This is a genomic window from Bradyrhizobium sp. CCBAU 51745 (assembly GCF_028128715.1).
Classification (GTDB): domain Bacteria; phylum Pseudomonadota; class Alphaproteobacteria; order Rhizobiales; family Xanthobacteraceae; genus Bradyrhizobium; species Bradyrhizobium manausense.
This window is the reverse complement of record NZ_LBJP01000089.1, coordinates 112,510-128,318: the sequence shown is the minus strand read 5'-3', so window position 1 is coordinate 128,318 and position 15,809 is coordinate 112,510. Positions and strand designations below refer to the sequence as shown.

Sequence of the window (15,809 nt, the reverse complement as noted above, 5' to 3'; positions counted from 1 at the left end):
ATGGCCTTCGTCACGGCGTCAACAAAAGCCTGCGCTGTCAATCCGCTGAAGATGAGCCAGCCGATTGGCGGCGCATACGCCTTCATGGGGCTGCGAGCGGCGATGCCGCTCCTGCATGGCTCCCAGGGGTGCACATCCTTCGGGCTCACGCTCTTTGTGCGGCATTTCAAAGAAGCAATACCGCTACAGACCACCGCGATGAGCGAGGTCGCGACCGTGCTCGGCGGCTATGAGAATCTCGAGCAGGCGATACTGAACATCTCTAACCGCGCCAAGCCGAAGATCATCGGGATCTGCTCGACCGGTGTCACCGAGACCAATGGCGACGATGTGGATGCCTACCTCAAGCTAATCCGGAGCAATCATCCGCAACTCGCAAAGTTGCCACTGGTGTATGTCTCGACGCCTGATTTCAAGGGCGCGTTTCAGGATGGCTGGGAGAAGGCCGTTGCACGCATCGTCGAGGTGCTGGTGGACCGGCCCAGCGCAGATGGCCTGCGGGATCCGTTGAGGGTGAATGTTCTGCCGGGGTGTCACCTGACGCCTGGCGACCTTGATGAACTCCGTGTCTTGCTGGAGGACTTCGGGTTGTGCCCCTCCTTCCTCCCCGACCTGGCGGGATCCCTCGACGGGCATATCCCCGACGAGTTTACGTCAACGACCATCGGCGGCATTGACGTGGACGAAATCGCGAGCATGGGGCGCGCAGGGTGGACGATTGCAATCGGTGCGCAGATGAGGCGCCCGGCTGAGGTCATGAAGGCGAAGACCGGCGTGCCTTTTCGTGTGTTCGAGCGGCTGTGTGGTCTGTACCCGAACGACGAATTCATGATGTTTTTGAGCGAGATCAGCGGCCGCCCGATACCCTTGAAATATCGACGCCAGCGCAGTCAGCTCGCCGATGCTATGCTGGACGCGCACTTCCATATTGGCGGTCGCAAGCTCGCGATCGGGGCTGAGCCAGACCTTCTGTTCGATTTGTCCTGCATGCTGCACGACATGGGCGCGCAGGTGACCGTCGCCGTGACGACCACTCAGTCGGAAGTGATCGAGCGGATCAGAACCAAGGAGGTTCTCATTGGCGACTTCGAAGATCTGGAAGGACTTGCCAAAAAAAAGCATTGTGACCTGCTGATCACGCATTCGCATGGAAGGCAAGCGGCGGGTCGGCTGAAAGTGCCGTTCTATCGCATAGGTTTTCCGATATTCGATCGACTTGGCGCGGGCCACCAAGTATCCGTGGGCTATCGTGGTACCCGCAATCTGATCTTCCAAATCGCAAATCTCGTGATCGCGCATCGCGAAGAGAACGATCGTCCTACGCCCGATAAGTGGCGGACTACAGCCGGACTGCCACAAAGCTCGGAGTATCGTCGCTCCACCGGCGCTGCTGAAAGGCCAATTGCATGAAGGTCGCTTTTGCCACTCAGGACCTGAAGCACGTCGACGCGCATTTTGGTTGGGCAAAGAACATCGCAATCTACGATGTCGCGCCTGGAGGGCATGTGTTTCTTGAAGCGATCGAGTTTGAGGGCGATCTTAAAGAAGACGGCAGCGATGACAAGTTGGCGCCAAAGATCGAGGCAATCAAGGATTGCGCCATCCTTTACGTCACTGCCATTGGTGGTGCTGCGGCAGCGCGAGTGGTGGCCAACAAAATCCATCCTATCAAGGTGAGCAAACCAGAAAACATTCCGGTGTTGCTAGAAAAGCTCGAGCGGGTGCTGAACGGCACGCCACCTCCCTGGCTACGCAAGGTCCTTGTAAAGGACCAACGGCGTACGTTTGAGTTCGGCGAATGAGGTGACATGACCGCAAAAAGAGAGCAGCAGGGGAGCGTCGTCGACGCACCATTCCTTATCGAACTGGTCAAAATTTGGCGTGCTCAGGATACCAGTGGATCTTGGGAAGGGAAGAGCGATCTTGATCTGCTCGAACCCTATATCCTGAACAAGGACAAGCGGCGTGCTTTGCCGATTATCGGTGATCCCGAGCCCAATACACTGTGGCGGCTTGAGCTGTTCTTCAATGCGGTCGCGCTTTCAGTAGAGAGGGAGACCGGTGTTATGACTCAGCCGATTCTGAAGCTGCATCATGAAGGCTTCGGGCGCATAGTGCTCATCGCAGGGCGGTTGGTCGCTGTAAACAAGCAGCTGCGCGAGGTGCATCGCTTCGGATTCGATAATTGCGTTAGGCTGGCCCAGGAGGGGGATAAATATGTCAGCGAGGGGGTCGGCCTGATTCGGAAATTTCCAGACGTGGCCAACTATTGAGATACTCACTCATGGGCGATCGTGAAGCACTGAAGGCCGAACTAAAGAAAGTGTCCGCCAGGGCGATACAGGCCAAGATGGATCTGCACGACCTTTCGGAGGAATTGCCCATCAATTGGACGTCGATCATGGTGGTGGCGCAGAAGGCGTACGATGTGTACGCGGAACTCGAGCGCAAGACTCGCGAGCTGAAAACGCTGGAAAATACTTGAAGGGGCAATGCATGTCATTTGCGACGCGAGACGGCCGCGACTGGACGCCACAATACCTGACCTCGATCGATGCCAAGAAGTGCATCGGCTGTGGCCGCTGTTTCAAGGTATGCGGCCGAGATGTCATGACGTTGAAAGGAATCAGTGAGGACGGCGAGCTTGTCGACCTCGACGACGATGAGATCGAAAAGAAGATTATGGTTTTGAATGATCAAGGCGCCTGCATTGGCTGCGCTGCATGCGCCAGGGTTTGCCCGGCCAACTGCCAGAGTCACACTCCTGCCGCATCTGAACGGCCGTGAGCGAATACACTCGTCCTGTCGCGGCAGGCGAGATATAGCTGAGGAAAGGCGCAATTGTGATCAGGTAAAGTCATGGTGAGGACGGCGCGCCAGAACGACGTCGGTTGAGCAATTCGGGCAAGCTGAAGCGCAAGTATTGCCTGGTGATGGTTGGCCGCCGGCTATGTCATGCCGATCATATCCGTTGCTCACCAACCACTCGCCTCCAAGGTCCATGTATTCGTAGAAGGCTAGCTGCGCCTCGCGCAGCACTTTATCCTCAAGCGTCGGTTTCTTCGACTGATCGGCAGCCCGCAATATGACGTGCGATTCCACCCATAAATCGCGGTTCGTCGCGGGAAGTATCTGCAACTCACGAGCAGGCTGCGTGGGGTAGTCACGCGGAAGCGCAGAGTGCGATGGACAGGTTGTGGTCAGCTAGGAATTTTATCCTTATCGGCAGAGCTTGCGCGGCACGAGCTCAATTGGTGCAACTTTGCCGATAGGAGAGCGGTCTGATGTATGGCAATATTGTTGGCTCATCCAGCCAGTTCACAAGCGGTAACCAAACTGACGATTCGTCAGAAGCGGGAGATAGTCCGCGGTTTGCGCAAGCAGTTGCAGGCATGGGGGCAGCTGGGTCGTCATCGGAACCAGCGGCCACATACTCTCTCGCCTCCGAACCCCCCATTAGAGAAATCGACCAAGACACCTTCGACCGCGGAGTTGAGAGATTTTTGCGCGACGATATCAGGCAAATCGCCGAGCACCCAGAAGAGTACTCGGAATTCGTCTCCAAGAAGGCAGAGCGCGCAGCAATGGTTGCAGCAGGTTACCTCGGCACCTACTACGATCCAAATAAGCAAGCACGGTTTTACGCCTATGAGTTGGGAGACGAAATTGTCGGGCTTATGAGAGCCGGAGGCCCGGCTCGGATTAGAGGAGACCAATTTCAGCAACAGTTTGGACGCGACCATATCACGTCCGTAGTAGATCTTAGGGTAACTCATCCGCTGGTCGAGAACGCCGGTGATATCTTGCTAGAACATCAACTGCGAGAGGACGGCGAGCATCCGCTGATCTTGTCGCGGCCCGCCTTAGAAGAGGTGGAACCTCGTCTGGCGGAAATGGGTTTTATTCACATGGGTCGTAACCACTGGGTGCTTGATCCTCACCGCACCGATGTGTGGACGAAGAACGAGAACGAACCGTGGCAGCGGGCAGACAAGCCTACGAAGTATCTTTCGAAAGCCGGAGGCAGTGATGTCGGTCCTCAGAGAAGCTACGACACAGATTCGTCGGATGATGCTGGCATCGAAACATATTTGTTGGAGCGCACTTTTAGGGGGCTGCACATGGAGTAAATTGGCTGCAATAGGAACGGACCTGAAGTGACGGGTATTTGACCGTCCTATACAGGGCTCAATAGCCTTTCTTCATAGGGGGCGCACGCTCGCTGCGTCGCCCTCGCCAGCTGAAACGACCGTCAACCTATCTCCGAAGGCACTTACGATGCTTTGGTGAGATACGCGACTCGACGGCGGTAACGGCCTGAGGACCGTGGCCATCAACGAGCAGCAACGACCAGCAACCGCATGTAGCGATCGAGCAAATGGCGCAGAAAGCCGCAGCGGCGCAGCCATCATCGAAAGAGCATGTGTGGGTAATTGCGTCGGCAGTTGTACAGCTCTTGCACGTTGATTGCGCAACGACAATGAAAAAATTATTGCGGCACACGAGCGATGAATGCAGCCCAATCTCACCTATGCGATTTGCAGCTTTAACGACATTCCGAGCCGCCAGGCCATGGGATTCAATCTTATGGTCGTCAAAGACGACGGCAATCACCGGCCGTGGCCCATCCTTGTGGTGCGCTGGGGCAAAAGAGTGCTTGGCTATGTGAATAATTGCCCGCACAACAACGTCAATTTGGACTGGGAGCGGAACCAATTCCTCGATCCATACGGCATCCGGCTGATGTGCGGCAAGCACGGTTCGACCTTCGACCTCGGCAGCGGGCGGTGCGTCGAAGGTCCATGTCAGGGCAGAGCGCTCACACCGATCCCGTTGGTCGTTCTGGATGGTGACATCTGCGTCGTCGGTGTGCACCTTGTGGAAGAAGATGGATCGGCCAACAACTGATGACCGCGCTCAGACCGGGCGGTTCTCGTTGCGGTTTTTCACAGCCTCCATCCTCCTTAGTCCGTCATCATAAGAGATCTCCTCATAGGATAGATCGAGATCCTTGATGGCCTCGAGGAGGTAATCAAGCTTGCCGCCCGGATCGAGCTTCTTGACGTCGTCCTTGTTCAGCCCGACCAGGTCCATCAGCTCCTTCCAAACGGTGGATTCATCGCACGGTAAAACGTGGAAGTTGATCTCGCCGAGCTTAACTCGGTATTTCGCCAGCAAATCGATGTTGTTGCAGAAAATGAAGTAGCTGCCGGTTGGGCTTAAGGCACCGTCGAGGACGGTCGCGACGTCAGCAAGATACGCGAAGGAATGTAAGTAGCCGGCCAGCACGGGAATAGTGCGTTCTCCGTCCTGCACGATCGTCAGAACCTGCTCGATCGAATAGTCTGGCGGACGTTTCTCGTCGGCGACCTGAGTCTGGAACTTTAGTGCGATGTCGCCCCGAAAGCCGAATCGGCCCGGCTTGGTGGTCGCGCCTTTGAGTACGGCGTTGAGAAGGCGGCCCTCCTTCTCAAGTCTGCCGAGTGCGGTGTTCTCGATTGCAGTCATTAAATTGTCCTCGACTCTACGCCGACCTTTGATCGGTGTCAGATGAGATGCAAATCGCTTGCCGCCGCATGCGTGGCGGCCTTCAGTGCAGCTTAGAAAGAAAACGAGTCGGTGGCCGGAACCGCCTCAAGTAGCCTTGTCGGGATCGCGACATCGTTCCAAAGCCAACGGCGCGATAGTGAGCATCACTCGGCGTCTGCGCGCTGGCACGTGACTTGCTCTTGGCTGGGTCTAAGCTGATGAGGGGAAAACGTGATCAACCTGACAGATAGCGCAGTGAATGCAATCAAAAGCGCGGTTTCATCGTCGGCGCACCCAGCCGGTTGTCTACGCGTCACGATTGAAGCAGGCGGCTGCAATGGATTCAAATACAAGATGGATCTCGCCGAGGAGCCAAAGCCTGACGACACCGTGATCGAACGCGATGGGCTGAGGGTGTTCGTCGATAACAAGAGCCGTGAGCATCTGGTCGGCACGACTATTGATTTCGTGCTGGCGGCGGAGGGTTCTGGCTTTACCTTTCACAACCCGAACGCGACCGCGAACTGCTCCTGCGGTAAATCGTTTCGGCTGAGGGAAAACATTGATCAGTGATGAGGAGAAGGCATTGAACCGTGACGGCCGAACCAGAACTCTTGAGGAGATCGTCGTTCACTGCGAAGCGGGAGGGGCGCATTCGCTGCGTGCACGACGAATTCCGGCCCAATCTGCAAGCCGACGCTTGCGACTGTTAGCTGCTCGGCACGATAGCAGCATGCTCATGGCAAGGCCGACCGGTGCTGGCAGATCGTACAAGCTTCCGAGAAGGTTAGGAGGTATTCAGGCGCGACTGGTAGATACGATCGGAGGATTGGATCGCCTGGTCCTCATTGCTGCTGCAGGCGAGGTGGTGGATTGAGCGAAAATCGAGCGCCGATCTACCTCGATAACAATGCAACGACGCGGACTGATCGGTCCGTCGTGCAAGCCATGTTGCCTTTCTTCACTGAGCAGTTCGGCAATGCCTCGTCAACGCATGCCTTCGGCAGCGAAGTCGCAGTCGCTTTGAGGCAGGCCCGGAGAAACCTGAGCGGCCTGTTAGGTAGTGCATACGATCGCGAAATCGTCTTCACCTCGGGAGGGACCGAAGCCAACAATGCCGCAATCCTCTCTGCGCTTGCGACGCAGGAAGGTCGCGACGAGGTGGTCACCACTTCGGTCGAGCACCCCGCCGTACTTGCGCTAACGGAGCAATTGGCGGCAAGGGGAGTCAAGACGCGCATTGTACCCGTCGATGCTTGCGGCCGGCTCGACATCGAGGCGTTTCGCTGCGCGATTGGGCCACGAACAGCGATTGCCTCGGTTATGTGGGCCAATAACGAGACCGGAACGATGTTTCCTGTGGAGTTTCTGGCCGGGTTGACCCGTGAGGCGGGTGCGCTGTTTCACACGGATGCGGTCCAGGCGATTGGTAAGGTGCGCTTAAACCTAAAGGACAGCGCGATCGACATGTTGTCGCTATCCGCGCACAAACTGCACGGCCCCAAGGGGGTCGGCGCGTTATATTTGCGCAAAGGGACAAAATTCCAGCCGCTGATCTGCGGCGGATCACAGGAACGAGGGCGACGCGCCGGGACCGAGAATATTCCCGGAATCGTCGGCCTGGGAAAAGCTGCCGAGCTTGCGGCGGAGCGGCTTGAACCCGAGCGGGTCCGCATTGGCGCGTTACGTGACCGCCTTGAGCAGGGAATTTTACGCAATGGCGATTGCGCTGTGCTCGGCGACATCAGCAATCGGTTGGCCAACACGACCAATATTGCCTTCGACAATCTCAAGGGCGAAGGCATTGCCCACCGTCTCAACCGGGCGGGCATCGCCGTGTCGCTCGGATCAGCCTGCAGTGCGGGCTCAATGCAGCCATCGCATGTTCTGCGTGCCATGCAGGTGCCTGCGTGGCGGATGCACGGCGCCATTCGCTTTTCTCTTTCGCGTGAAACCACCGTCGCTGAAGTCGATGAAGTCGTGCGCACAATGTCAGATATCGTGGCTCGCATGCGCGCCGTCTCCAGCGTCACTGTCGGGGAGTAGACCTCGTGAAAATCATGATCCGCCGCTCTCCGGACGCGGGCCTGTCGATCTACGTGCCAAAAAAGGATCTCGAAGAGCCAATCGTGGCCTCGGAGTACGAAACACTATGGGGAGGCTGGATCAAAGTAGCTAACGGCTGGGTGCTCGATTTGCCCGAGATGGCGAGCGACACACGGTTACCGATCACAATCGACGCGAAGAAGCGGGATGAGAGCGGCGACGATCCGTGAAAGACACTCACGGATATCGGCTTTCGATGCGGTGGTTGCGAAGATAACTCTCGTGGACCCTGGCGCCCGCCTGGAAACCGGAAGCATTGTCATCTATCTCGTCCCGGTGTGACGGGCTTATCCAAATGCGATGTGCTGAGCGCACCCAGAGGCGTCGGTTGGCTTCCTTTGCCGGCAGGTTGGCCCTGCCCCGGGGGAATTTGGGAAAAGAATGGCTGTCGGCGCAGCATATCAAGATTAGCAAACATGAGCCCGCCGCGACGGCATGGATGGCGCAGACAACGCTCGGCCAGTTGGGCCGAGGTGATCGCACTATCATTTTTGATCCTCATTGCTGCCCGTCATAGTAGGACGCGTGTCGGCCACTACTAGCCTTATGAGTCCGGACCCCAGTCCGGATCCGCCAAATTGGAAGCGGCAGCGCGTGAAGGCCCGTTTAGATGAAGCCGCATGCGGGCTCGTCCAGGGCGAGAGTGAATGCGCAAGCGATAGAGCTCTGAGTGAGAAAGGCGACGCGTCTGTCGCTTGGCCGACAGGCTTATCATTGCTGTTCTTGAAAGCGCCAACGCTATCGTCGTTATAACTCGTTGGACTACGGTTGCAATCGTACTTCCTCGCCATGGCATGCAAGTTGCTACGCAGCTTCTTGAAGCGCGCTCAAGAATGACCTGGGGCGATGATGCTTGCAGAGAGAATGGGAATGAACGCGGTCGTGGGACGCGGAAAGTATATCAAAGTTGCAGCGAATGGTGAAAACATCATGCAGCCCATCACCGAGCATAGCGGCTGCCGCGCTTCGGCCAACACCGGGCGGGCGAGCTGCGGTTCGCAGGACAGCCAAGGCGATCTGCCGATCGGGATTTGGGAAAAGGTCAAAACCCACCCCTGCTATAGCGAAGATGCGCACCATCATTACGCTCGCATGCATGTCGCGGTCGCGCCTGCTTGCAACATCCAGTGTAACTACTGCAATCGAAAATACGACTGCGCCAATGAATCGCGTCCCGGTGTGGTGAGCGAGAAACTCACCCCTGAGCAGGCGGCGAGAAAAGTGATCGCGGTGGCGACGGCCATTCCGCAGATGACAGTCCTTGGCATCGCTGGTCCGGGCGATGCCCTGGCCAATCCGGCAAAGACGTTTAAAACGTTCGAGCTGGTCAGCCAGGCTGCTCCCGACATCAAGCTGTGTCTCTCAACCAACGGACTCGCACTGCCGGACTATGTCGATACCATCGTCAAGGCGAAAATTGACCACGTCACCATCACGATCAACATGGTCGATCCGGAAATTGGAGCCAAGATCTATCCGTGGATCTTCTTCAACCACAAGCGATATACCGGCATCGAGGCGGCAAGGATACTCACCCATCGCCAACTGCAAGGCCTCGAGATGCTTAGCGAACGCGGCATTCTGTGCAAGATTAACTCGGTGATGATCCCCAACATCAATGATGGCCACCTGGTCGAGGTTAATAAGGAGGTCACGTCGCGCGGTGCCTTCCTTCACAATATCATGCCGCTGATCTCCGCGCCCGAGCACGGAACGGCATTTGGGCTCAACGGTCAGCGCGGTCCGACGACGCAAGAATTGAAGGCGCTGCAAGACGCATGTGAAGGGCAAATAAACATCATGCGGCATTGCCGCCAGTGCCGCGCAGATGCGGTCGGTCTACTCGGCGAGGATCGCAGCGCAGAGTTCACCAATGATCGGGTGATGAAAATGGACGTCCAATATGACTTAGCCATGCGCAAGGCTTATCAGGAAAAGGTAGAGAATGAGCGCCTTTGCAAAGTCGCCGCCGGCCAAAAGGAGCTTGCGGAACTTTCCGGAGAGATGGGCGCGATCACTCTTCTGGTGGCGGTTGCAACCAAGGGCTCCGGGTTGATCGACGAGCACTTTGGACATGCAAAGGAATTTCAAATGTACGAGCTTTCCACATCCGGCGCCAAGTTCGTCGGTCTACGCCGTGTGGAAGGTTACTGCCAGGGCGGTTACGGCGAGGAAGATAGATTATCCGCGATTTTGCACGACATCCGTGACTGCCATGCGGTCTTCGTGGCTAAGATCGGCGGCTGCCCGAAAAGCAATCTGATCAAGGCGGGGATCGAGCCAGTTGACCAATTCGCTCACGAGTTCATTGAGAAGTCGGCGATCGCTTGGTTCAGAGCCTATCTCGACAAAGTGAAGCGCGGGGAGATCCAGCACGTACAGCGCGGCGAGCCTGCGTGTCGGCTGGGAGATCGGATCTCTGCGGCGTAAGGAGAAATATGTGCCGTTCAAAATCATCGCTTCGCAGTGTACGGGCTGCTCCGCCTGCGAACCTTTATGCCCGAACGTTGCGATCTCAGAGAGGGGGGGAAGCTTTGTCATTGAAGCGGAAAAATGCACCGAATGTGTTGGCCATTTTGACGAGCCGCAATGTGCGGCCGCCTGTCCGGTCGACGGTACCTGCGTGGTTGATACGTCGTTGCCTCGCTACCAAGCGCCAGTCTAAAGCGTGAGCCCTCGTGAACGGCATGCCAAGACCTGGTGTTGAATACTTCGCAAGCGCCGCCCGTTGGATCGCAGGTGCCGACGTTCGCTCTCCCTTATGGACGGCGACTGCTCTGGATCTCCCTGCGATAGTGCTGTTGCTGGTCGGCCGCATGGCTTGGCGGCATTTCGGCGGTTCGAGGGCGTTTCGTAATGGCGAGAGCGGCGTTCCAGGCCGCGCTCACATCGTGGATGTGAGTGACGGTATCGCGCGCGGGCACCAAGTGATGCAGAATGTCGCCAGGGGGGCCATGCGGACTTCCTGCATCTCTAGAGCGAGCAATGCATGAGGAGCGGTATATGAACAGCATTCTTCGCGACAGCGACGTCGTCGAGCTAAGCGACCCGCCCGTCTTCAGCTTTGGCCAGAAGCTTCGAGCCAATCGCACCATTCGCAATGATGGCACCTATCCCGGTAAGGAGATTGGCGACGTCTTAGTCAAGAAGGGGGAGGTGGGTTACGTTGTCTCGATCGGTACGTTCTTACAGCAATTCTACATCTACGGTGTAGAGTTTTCTGAAAGCGGCCGCCGCGTTGGCATGAAACGTACGGAGCTAGAGCCAGTAGATGCCTGCGAGGAAGTCGACGATTTGCCGTTGCCGGAGGAGTCATGACTAAGCAAAGTGTTACGAAATATCAGCGGGACCAGCGGGGCAAACCCGCAGTCGAGCTCATCAAGGACCGCTCTTCTACCAATGTGGAGCCCGAGGGAGCCTTGCTCGTCCCCAAAGCGACCCTCCAGACCATCATCGATACTCTCAACAACGAAGCTCATGAGCCGATCCTTGTTGTCTGGTGAGGAGCATCTCATCTGCTGGTCTTCAACAAGAAAATCAGAGCGCTTTGAAGGGAGGGTTTCGTCATGAATGCCGCACTGATGAGGAAAGAAAAGACGGGGCTAGTGCCTCACCCCAATGAGCTTGATCGCAAGCGGATCGAGCACGGCTTGAGCGCGCGCAAGCGCTATCTCTACGTCTCGCCGAATGTGACGCCAGTGAGGGGCGGCTACCTCATCGAGAGTCCCTGTTGCTCGCGCAACATCGACAAGGACGGCGATTTGGTCGACGTCGCGCTGATTCTTTATGATTCCGTGAGCGGGATCTGGAAGCTGTTTCACAAGAATCACGCGGGAGGAGTCTGGGAATTTTACAGCCTTTATCACCGCTTGACTCCAGCAATAGACGAGTTGAATGCGGATCCCGAACGCCTGTTCTGGCAATGAGGCGCCGCCGTGTCCGAAGGATAGAGGAACGACGATTGATCGGTCCACTGCGTGCAGATTGCGGCCGAACGAAAGCGAGCGACCTGGATCGTATTGGCCAAGATGAATGTTGGACGGTGAGCTCTGAACCAGCGGAATATGGCGTAGTCCAGTTTTAAGCTTTCCGACGAAATCCCAGAGGGTGCCGAATGGTTGAGCAGTGTTACGCGGCGCATCTGCAATCATGTGAAGGTATCGGGTCGCTTTATGTTGCGCCTGATGTGACAGAGGTAAGCTGATCGCATGCTCCCGGATATGTTGAGGTGCACTTCACGCGATTGGGGCACTGCGCCATGATTGATGATCAGCGCCGCACACGGGTTGAAACGGCGCCGATAATGCCCAATGCGCGCAACGCAACCTATCGCCGGCTATGGTCATGGCCATTTTCTGCTTGCGTATGAGATAGTCAATCGCGTCATGTCGATTCCATTTCACACCGGTTTCGCAAACAAGTAGATCGATGTTATCGTCGAGACGATGAAGCGATAACGCAGGCGCCGGCGCGGCGATTGACTGAGATGATCGTCATCCAAGACAAAGAAGTACGAGGCGTTTATTGCGGTGAGTTTAGGTTTGACAGCGGAAGAGATGAGAAATCAGACCAAGGAAACCTGGTTTGTACGGCGTTGCCGAGCGACATCGTGATCCGCCCAATGCAGGAGGGTGCTGGATGCCGCCGATGACAACGCACCTAGAGGGCCGCATGAGAAATGTTCCACGCGAGTGGGGAGAAGGTATGCTCGATCATTGAAAAGTCTCGGCATGCAAGGCGCGGCTTGAGGCAGGCGCCAAGATGTCCGAAAGCAAGCACATTACAATCGAGTTGGTCGGTATCCAGCTCGTGATCGTTGGTGACCAAAATCGGGAATCAATATGAACTCTCAACAAGTCATCATCCACGTCCGCTTCGCCCCGAACGGGCGGGTGATACAAATCAGCGAGCGTCCAGCAAGGCTCACTCCGAACGAATGGTTTGACGTTCTCAACAGCCGTGCGAGCTCGGCCTATCGACCGCTCGCCCGGGGCCGAGGTGTTTTTCGGCTGAGCCGGATTGCGGTCGATGCCTTCAAGCAGGAATCCGCGGGGAGGGGATCAGCGAACTGATCGTCGGCGCCTTGATGAGCGAGCAGATCGAACCGGTCCGACCGACGCCGTCAGTCTGACGGAGGCCACGGGCTTTTGGCCCGTCTCGGATCGTTGCCAGGGGCGAAAAGCGCCGACATTGTTGCGACTGCGCCGAATTGTGAGACGCGCAAGTTGCACATCTGGTGTGCGACTTGCTTTGGAGAATTTCGATGACAAGTGAGTGGTGAATGAATAATGAGATCGGGATGACGGAAGTAGACGTTGGTATCGATCAGAAAGCGGTTTCGGACGCCAAGGTATCGATCGCTCATCTTCAGCGGCCACAGCGACCATGGCGCCCTCTCATTCCGGCTGCTTTCGCAAGGCGAGTGGGGATCAGTCCTATCCCATCGCACAATGGAGCGTTCAATCGTTAGACGTTGTGGCCGACCATGTGCTCGCACCTCATCCCTTCAGATGAAGTCTATCGGAGCATAGGCGGGTGAATTCAGAAAAAAATTTAATCTTCCTCAGCTCCTATCGGAATCATGTTTTCGGGTGCAACACGCAGCGTCCGCCAAGCATCCCCACGGCAGTTGCGCCGCCTCCGGCGCAGGGTCTCTGGGATCGAATGGGCGAGGCGATCGAAGGGCAAGGTCTCAACGATGTTGGCTTCGCGACAGCGGGCCGCCTTGGCTCTTGCACCTCTGGTCCCTTGCTGGTGGTCTATTCCGGCGCCGTCTGGTATCGCGCGAGTACGCCTGAGGACGTTGACGAGATCGTCAACTCCCACCTCAAGCAGGGCAAACGTGTCGATCGCTTTGTGATGGTGCTCAAGCGGAGCTAGAGGCGCCGCTTGCGACCACTTGCGCTGGCTGGCAAGGATGAACGGCTTGTTCGTCCATGCCGGCCGTTGGGAAACTCAGATCGTCTGAGGTTAACCGGGCACCTTGCACTCAGGAGTCCGTTGACAGCAGGTCATTGAGCTTGGCGCGGCGTACCGCTTCTATAAAGCCAAAATTGTAAAGTGGCTCCGCTGCACCGCGCGACGAAACAGGCATAGGACCATATGCCGTGTCGATGTTTGTGTACTGTCACTCGCGTGCGGCGCGATCCGTAAGTCGCAGCGGGCGCAATGCTGCGAATGAATCCCTCTCTTGCGAGCTGACGCGTCATTGACGCGTCAGCCGGCTTCTTGCCACAGGGCGGTGACAGTAGGAGATGTGCTCGATGGGCTCGCCGCGTCCGAGTTGATCAAACGAAGTCTCCTTTATGACCCCGTTCTCTCGTCAGAACTTGTAAGCGACGCCGCCGCTGACGAGCCATGGATCGATATTTGCGCGGCCGGTGACGGCAATCGCATTGTTTATTGTCGCCGAGTACTCCGGCCGCAGCCACAGCTTCTTCACGTCGAAGTTGAGGCCCCAGTGACGATCAAGCATGTAATCGAAGCCGAATTGGATTGCAGCGCCGAATTGGTTTCTGAGGTGTAGCTCGGTGACGGCAAGACCGGCGAGCGACGTGTTGGCCGCCGATTGGTTGAACAATACAGTGTAGTTGATGCCAACGCCGAGATAGGGCTTAAGCTGCCCAAAATCGGTGAAGTGATATTGCAGGGTCAGTGTAGGCGGCAACAGCCAGGTGTTTCCGATATCAAGCCCAGTGAGCGCGCCATTGCCGCTGATGTGATGTCTGGTCACGCCGAGAATGAGTTCAGCGGCCAAGTTCTTTGTGAAGAAATAGGTGATGTCCAGCTCTGGTATGACTTGATCGCTGATCGTAAGCCCAGAACTTGGTGATGAGAGCGATGGCGTCCGGGAAACGTTGACCGAACTGCCTGCGGTATCCGGCAAAACGCCGAGCACGCGCAGGCGGATCATCCATGGGTTGCGGGGTTCAATTGCAGGCGCTGTATAGTAGACCGGCGCCGGAGCCAGATCCGCACTACGTGCCGAGTTGCTGGCCAACGGGGTCGCTAGCGCGAGGACCGATGCTGTCGCCAAAACTGTTCTTGCTCTCATCGAATTCTCCATTCCAAAAAGTCGCACGAGAAGCCGCGCAAGGTCTCTGTCACACATTGCGACTGCCGGTGGATTTGATATCGATCAAAATGAGAGCGGCGGCTTGCGCAATCATCTTGGTAAGTTGCATTAGGATCACGCCCACGAAGCGTGGTGATCTGTTCTGATCTTTAGTCTATCCAAGAGGTCGTCTGAGCCAAGGCTCTTGAAGCAGCTGCCTCTCGGCTTGGTGCTCTGATCCAATCCAAGGCGCGGAAGTCATGCGTCACAAAGCAACAACTGCGGAAAACCCTCTCACGTCGCTAAGGCGGAAGGGCGGCATTCAAGCGCAATATTGGCGATGCCTCCGTACAGAGTAGGCACCTGCGCGGGCCGCCTCTGCAAGGGCCCACTCTGTTACTACTCGTGCAAGCCGCCAGTGGAGCACGTCATTATTGGCAAGGCAAACGCTCAATGTTTCCTTACGTCTGCGGGCAACGCGTGCGGTTTGTTTCTTGCAAGCATCCATCGAGCTCATCGTGAGTCTTGCGGCCAAGGAACGACAGCACGAGCTCATAATCGAGCCCAGCACATCGTGCCGCGTCTACGTCAATCAGGGGTCGTCGTGTCAGGACCGGATCGCCAACGATCAGTGCGAGTGCGTTTGCAACATCAACAGAATAGAGGGTGACTTCGCCTGACCTGGTACGCGGCGCGGCTCGGTTGAACCAGGCTTCGAGGGGCATATTGCGGAAGAAGCTGGGCAATTCGTCGGCGTGCCATCGCTCCGTCAGGATGTCCTTGACGACCAGGTCGTTGCCCGCGGATTGAGGCGGTTGAATCTGACGCGCATTTGTGGCGCAACCGGGCTTCCGATAGAAGATGATTGTCGCCACGGCAAACCGATCTACGCGTTGTGAGATGAACGGGTGGCACGGCGCTGCTGCATCCGGCGGCTCATTTCAAATGCCTGCTGATCATCTCCAATATCAGCGCACCAGGCGCCGTACCGTAGTTGCAACCCTCGCCCCGGGTCCGCCAGGTTTCGAGCCCGACCGGCGTGTTCATTCTCCTCAAATCGCCCGTCTCGTCAGAGGAGCGGCAAGTTCCGTTCCACAACTGAGACATCGGAATAGGTGCA

General features: G+C 56.8%; 19 protein-coding genes. 16 read left to right on the top strand and 3 right to left on the bottom strand.

The window, feature by feature from the left end:
* The 7 genes from nifN (at position 1) to XH98_RS30875 (ending at position 4,908) form a co-directional block, all read left to right on the top strand.
* On the top strand, positions 1–1,410 hold the full coding sequence (nifN, locus tag XH98_RS30905) for a nitrogenase iron-molybdenum cofactor biosynthesis protein NifN (protein ID WP_271620877.1): 1,410 nt from the start codon (positions 1–3) through the stop codon (positions 1,408–1,410).
* Positions 1,407–1,802 (top strand): nitrogen fixation protein NifX, encoded by a 396-nt coding sequence (gene nifX / locus XH98_RS30900; protein WP_271600038.1) that lies wholly within the window; start codon positions 1,407–1,409, stop codon positions 1,800–1,802. The genes nifN and nifX overlap by 4 nt, the downstream gene beginning before the upstream one ends.
* A gap of 6 nt (positions 1,803–1,808) precedes the next feature.
* Positions 1,809–2,273: a NifX-associated nitrogen fixation protein gene (locus XH98_RS30895; protein WP_271620876.1), complete on the top strand. Its 465-nt coding sequence runs from the start codon at positions 1,809–1,811 to the stop codon at positions 2,271–2,273.
* Positions 2,274–2,284: 11 nt separating this feature from the next.
* Complete coding sequence (locus XH98_RS30890; protein ID WP_271600040.1) at positions 2,285–2,485, top strand: CCE_0567 family metalloprotein; 201 nt, start codon at positions 2,285–2,287, stop codon at positions 2,483–2,485.
* Between the two features lie 11 nt (positions 2,486–2,496).
* Positions 2,497–2,787: a ferredoxin III, nif-specific gene (fdxB, locus tag XH98_RS30885; protein WP_271620875.1), complete on the top strand. Its 291-nt coding sequence runs from the start codon at positions 2,497–2,499 to the stop codon at positions 2,785–2,787.
* Between the two features lie 497 nt (positions 2,788–3,284).
* On the top strand, positions 3,285–4,130 hold the full coding sequence (locus tag XH98_RS30880) for a host specificity protein (protein WP_271620874.1): 846 nt from the start codon (positions 3,285–3,287) through the stop codon (positions 4,128–4,130).
* A 382-nt stretch (positions 4,131–4,512) separates the two neighbouring features.
* Positions 4,513–4,908, top strand: coding sequence for a Rieske (2Fe-2S) protein (locus tag XH98_RS30875; RefSeq protein WP_271620873.1), 396 nt, complete (start codon positions 4,513–4,515; stop codon positions 4,906–4,908).
* Between the two features lie 9 nt (positions 4,909–4,917).
* Here XH98_RS30875 and XH98_RS30870 read toward each other — a convergent pair whose 3' ends face one another.
* Complete coding sequence (locus XH98_RS30870) at positions 4,918–5,508, bottom strand: hypothetical protein (protein WP_271620872.1); 591 nt, start codon at positions 5,506–5,508, stop codon at positions 4,918–4,920.
* Positions 5,509–5,760: 252 nt separating this feature from the next.
* Here XH98_RS30870 and XH98_RS30865 point away from each other — a divergent pair, with 252 nt between their 5' ends.
* The 9 genes from XH98_RS30865 to XH98_RS30820 all read left to right on the top strand — a co-directional run bounded on the left by XH98_RS30865 (position 5,761) and on the right by XH98_RS30820 (position 13,515).
* Positions 5,761–6,102: an iron-sulfur cluster assembly accessory protein gene (locus tag XH98_RS30865; protein WP_271620871.1), complete on the top strand. Its 342-nt coding sequence runs from the start codon at positions 5,761–5,763 to the stop codon at positions 6,100–6,102.
* A 300-nt stretch (positions 6,103–6,402) separates the two neighbouring features.
* Positions 6,403–7,575: a cysteine desulfurase NifS gene (nifS, locus tag XH98_RS30860; RefSeq protein WP_271620870.1), complete on the top strand. Its 1,173-nt coding sequence runs from the start codon at positions 6,403–6,405 to the stop codon at positions 7,573–7,575.
* Positions 7,576–7,580: 5 nt separating this feature from the next.
* Positions 7,581–7,805 (top strand): putative nitrogen fixation protein NifT, encoded by a 225-nt coding sequence (gene nifT / locus XH98_RS30855; protein ID WP_271600047.1) that lies wholly within the window; start codon positions 7,581–7,583, stop codon positions 7,803–7,805.
* A gap of 700 nt (positions 7,806–8,505) precedes the next feature.
* Positions 8,506–10,065, top strand: coding sequence for a nitrogenase cofactor biosynthesis protein NifB (gene nifB / locus XH98_RS30850; protein ID WP_271620869.1), 1,560 nt, complete (start codon positions 8,506–8,508; stop codon positions 10,063–10,065).
* Positions 10,066–10,075: 10 nt separating this feature from the next.
* Positions 10,076–10,300: a 4Fe-4S binding protein gene (locus tag XH98_RS30845; RefSeq protein ID WP_271620868.1), complete on the top strand. Its 225-nt coding sequence runs from the start codon at positions 10,076–10,078 to the stop codon at positions 10,298–10,300.
* Positions 10,301–10,638: 338 nt separating this feature from the next.
* Positions 10,639–10,953 carry a nitrogen fixation protein NifZ gene (locus XH98_RS30840; RefSeq protein WP_271600050.1) on the top strand — a complete coding sequence of 105 codons (315 nt, stop codon included), beginning with the start codon at positions 10,639–10,641 and terminating at the stop codon, positions 10,951–10,953.
* Entirely contained in the window at positions 10,950–11,138 is a 189-nt protein-coding gene (locus XH98_RS30835; protein ID WP_271600051.1) for a hypothetical protein, read from the top strand. The genes XH98_RS30840 and XH98_RS30835 overlap by 4 nt, the downstream gene beginning before the upstream one ends.
* Before the next feature lie 63 nt (positions 11,139–11,201).
* A complete protein-coding gene (locus XH98_RS30830) occupies positions 11,202–11,561 on the top strand; it encodes a DUF3024 domain-containing protein (protein WP_271600052.1) in 360 nt (119 codons plus the stop codon).
* Between the two features lie 1,738 nt (positions 11,562–13,299).
* A complete protein-coding gene (locus tag XH98_RS30820) occupies positions 13,300–13,515 on the top strand; it encodes a (2Fe-2S) ferredoxin domain-containing protein (protein ID WP_271620867.1) in 216 nt (71 codons plus the stop codon).
* A 442-nt stretch (positions 13,516–13,957) separates the two neighbouring features.
* On the opposite strand, the gene XH98_RS30815 is transcribed toward XH98_RS30820, so the two are convergent.
* Positions 13,958–14,701, bottom strand: a complete 744-nt coding sequence (locus XH98_RS30815; protein WP_271620866.1) for an OmpW/AlkL family protein — start codon at positions 14,699–14,701, stop codon at positions 13,958–13,960.
* A 449-nt stretch (positions 14,702–15,150) separates the two neighbouring features.
* Positions 15,151–15,564, bottom strand: coding sequence for an arsenate reductase family protein (locus XH98_RS30810; RefSeq protein WP_271620865.1), 414 nt, complete (start codon positions 15,562–15,564; stop codon positions 15,151–15,153).
* Positions 15,565–15,809 lie beyond the last annotated feature (245 nt).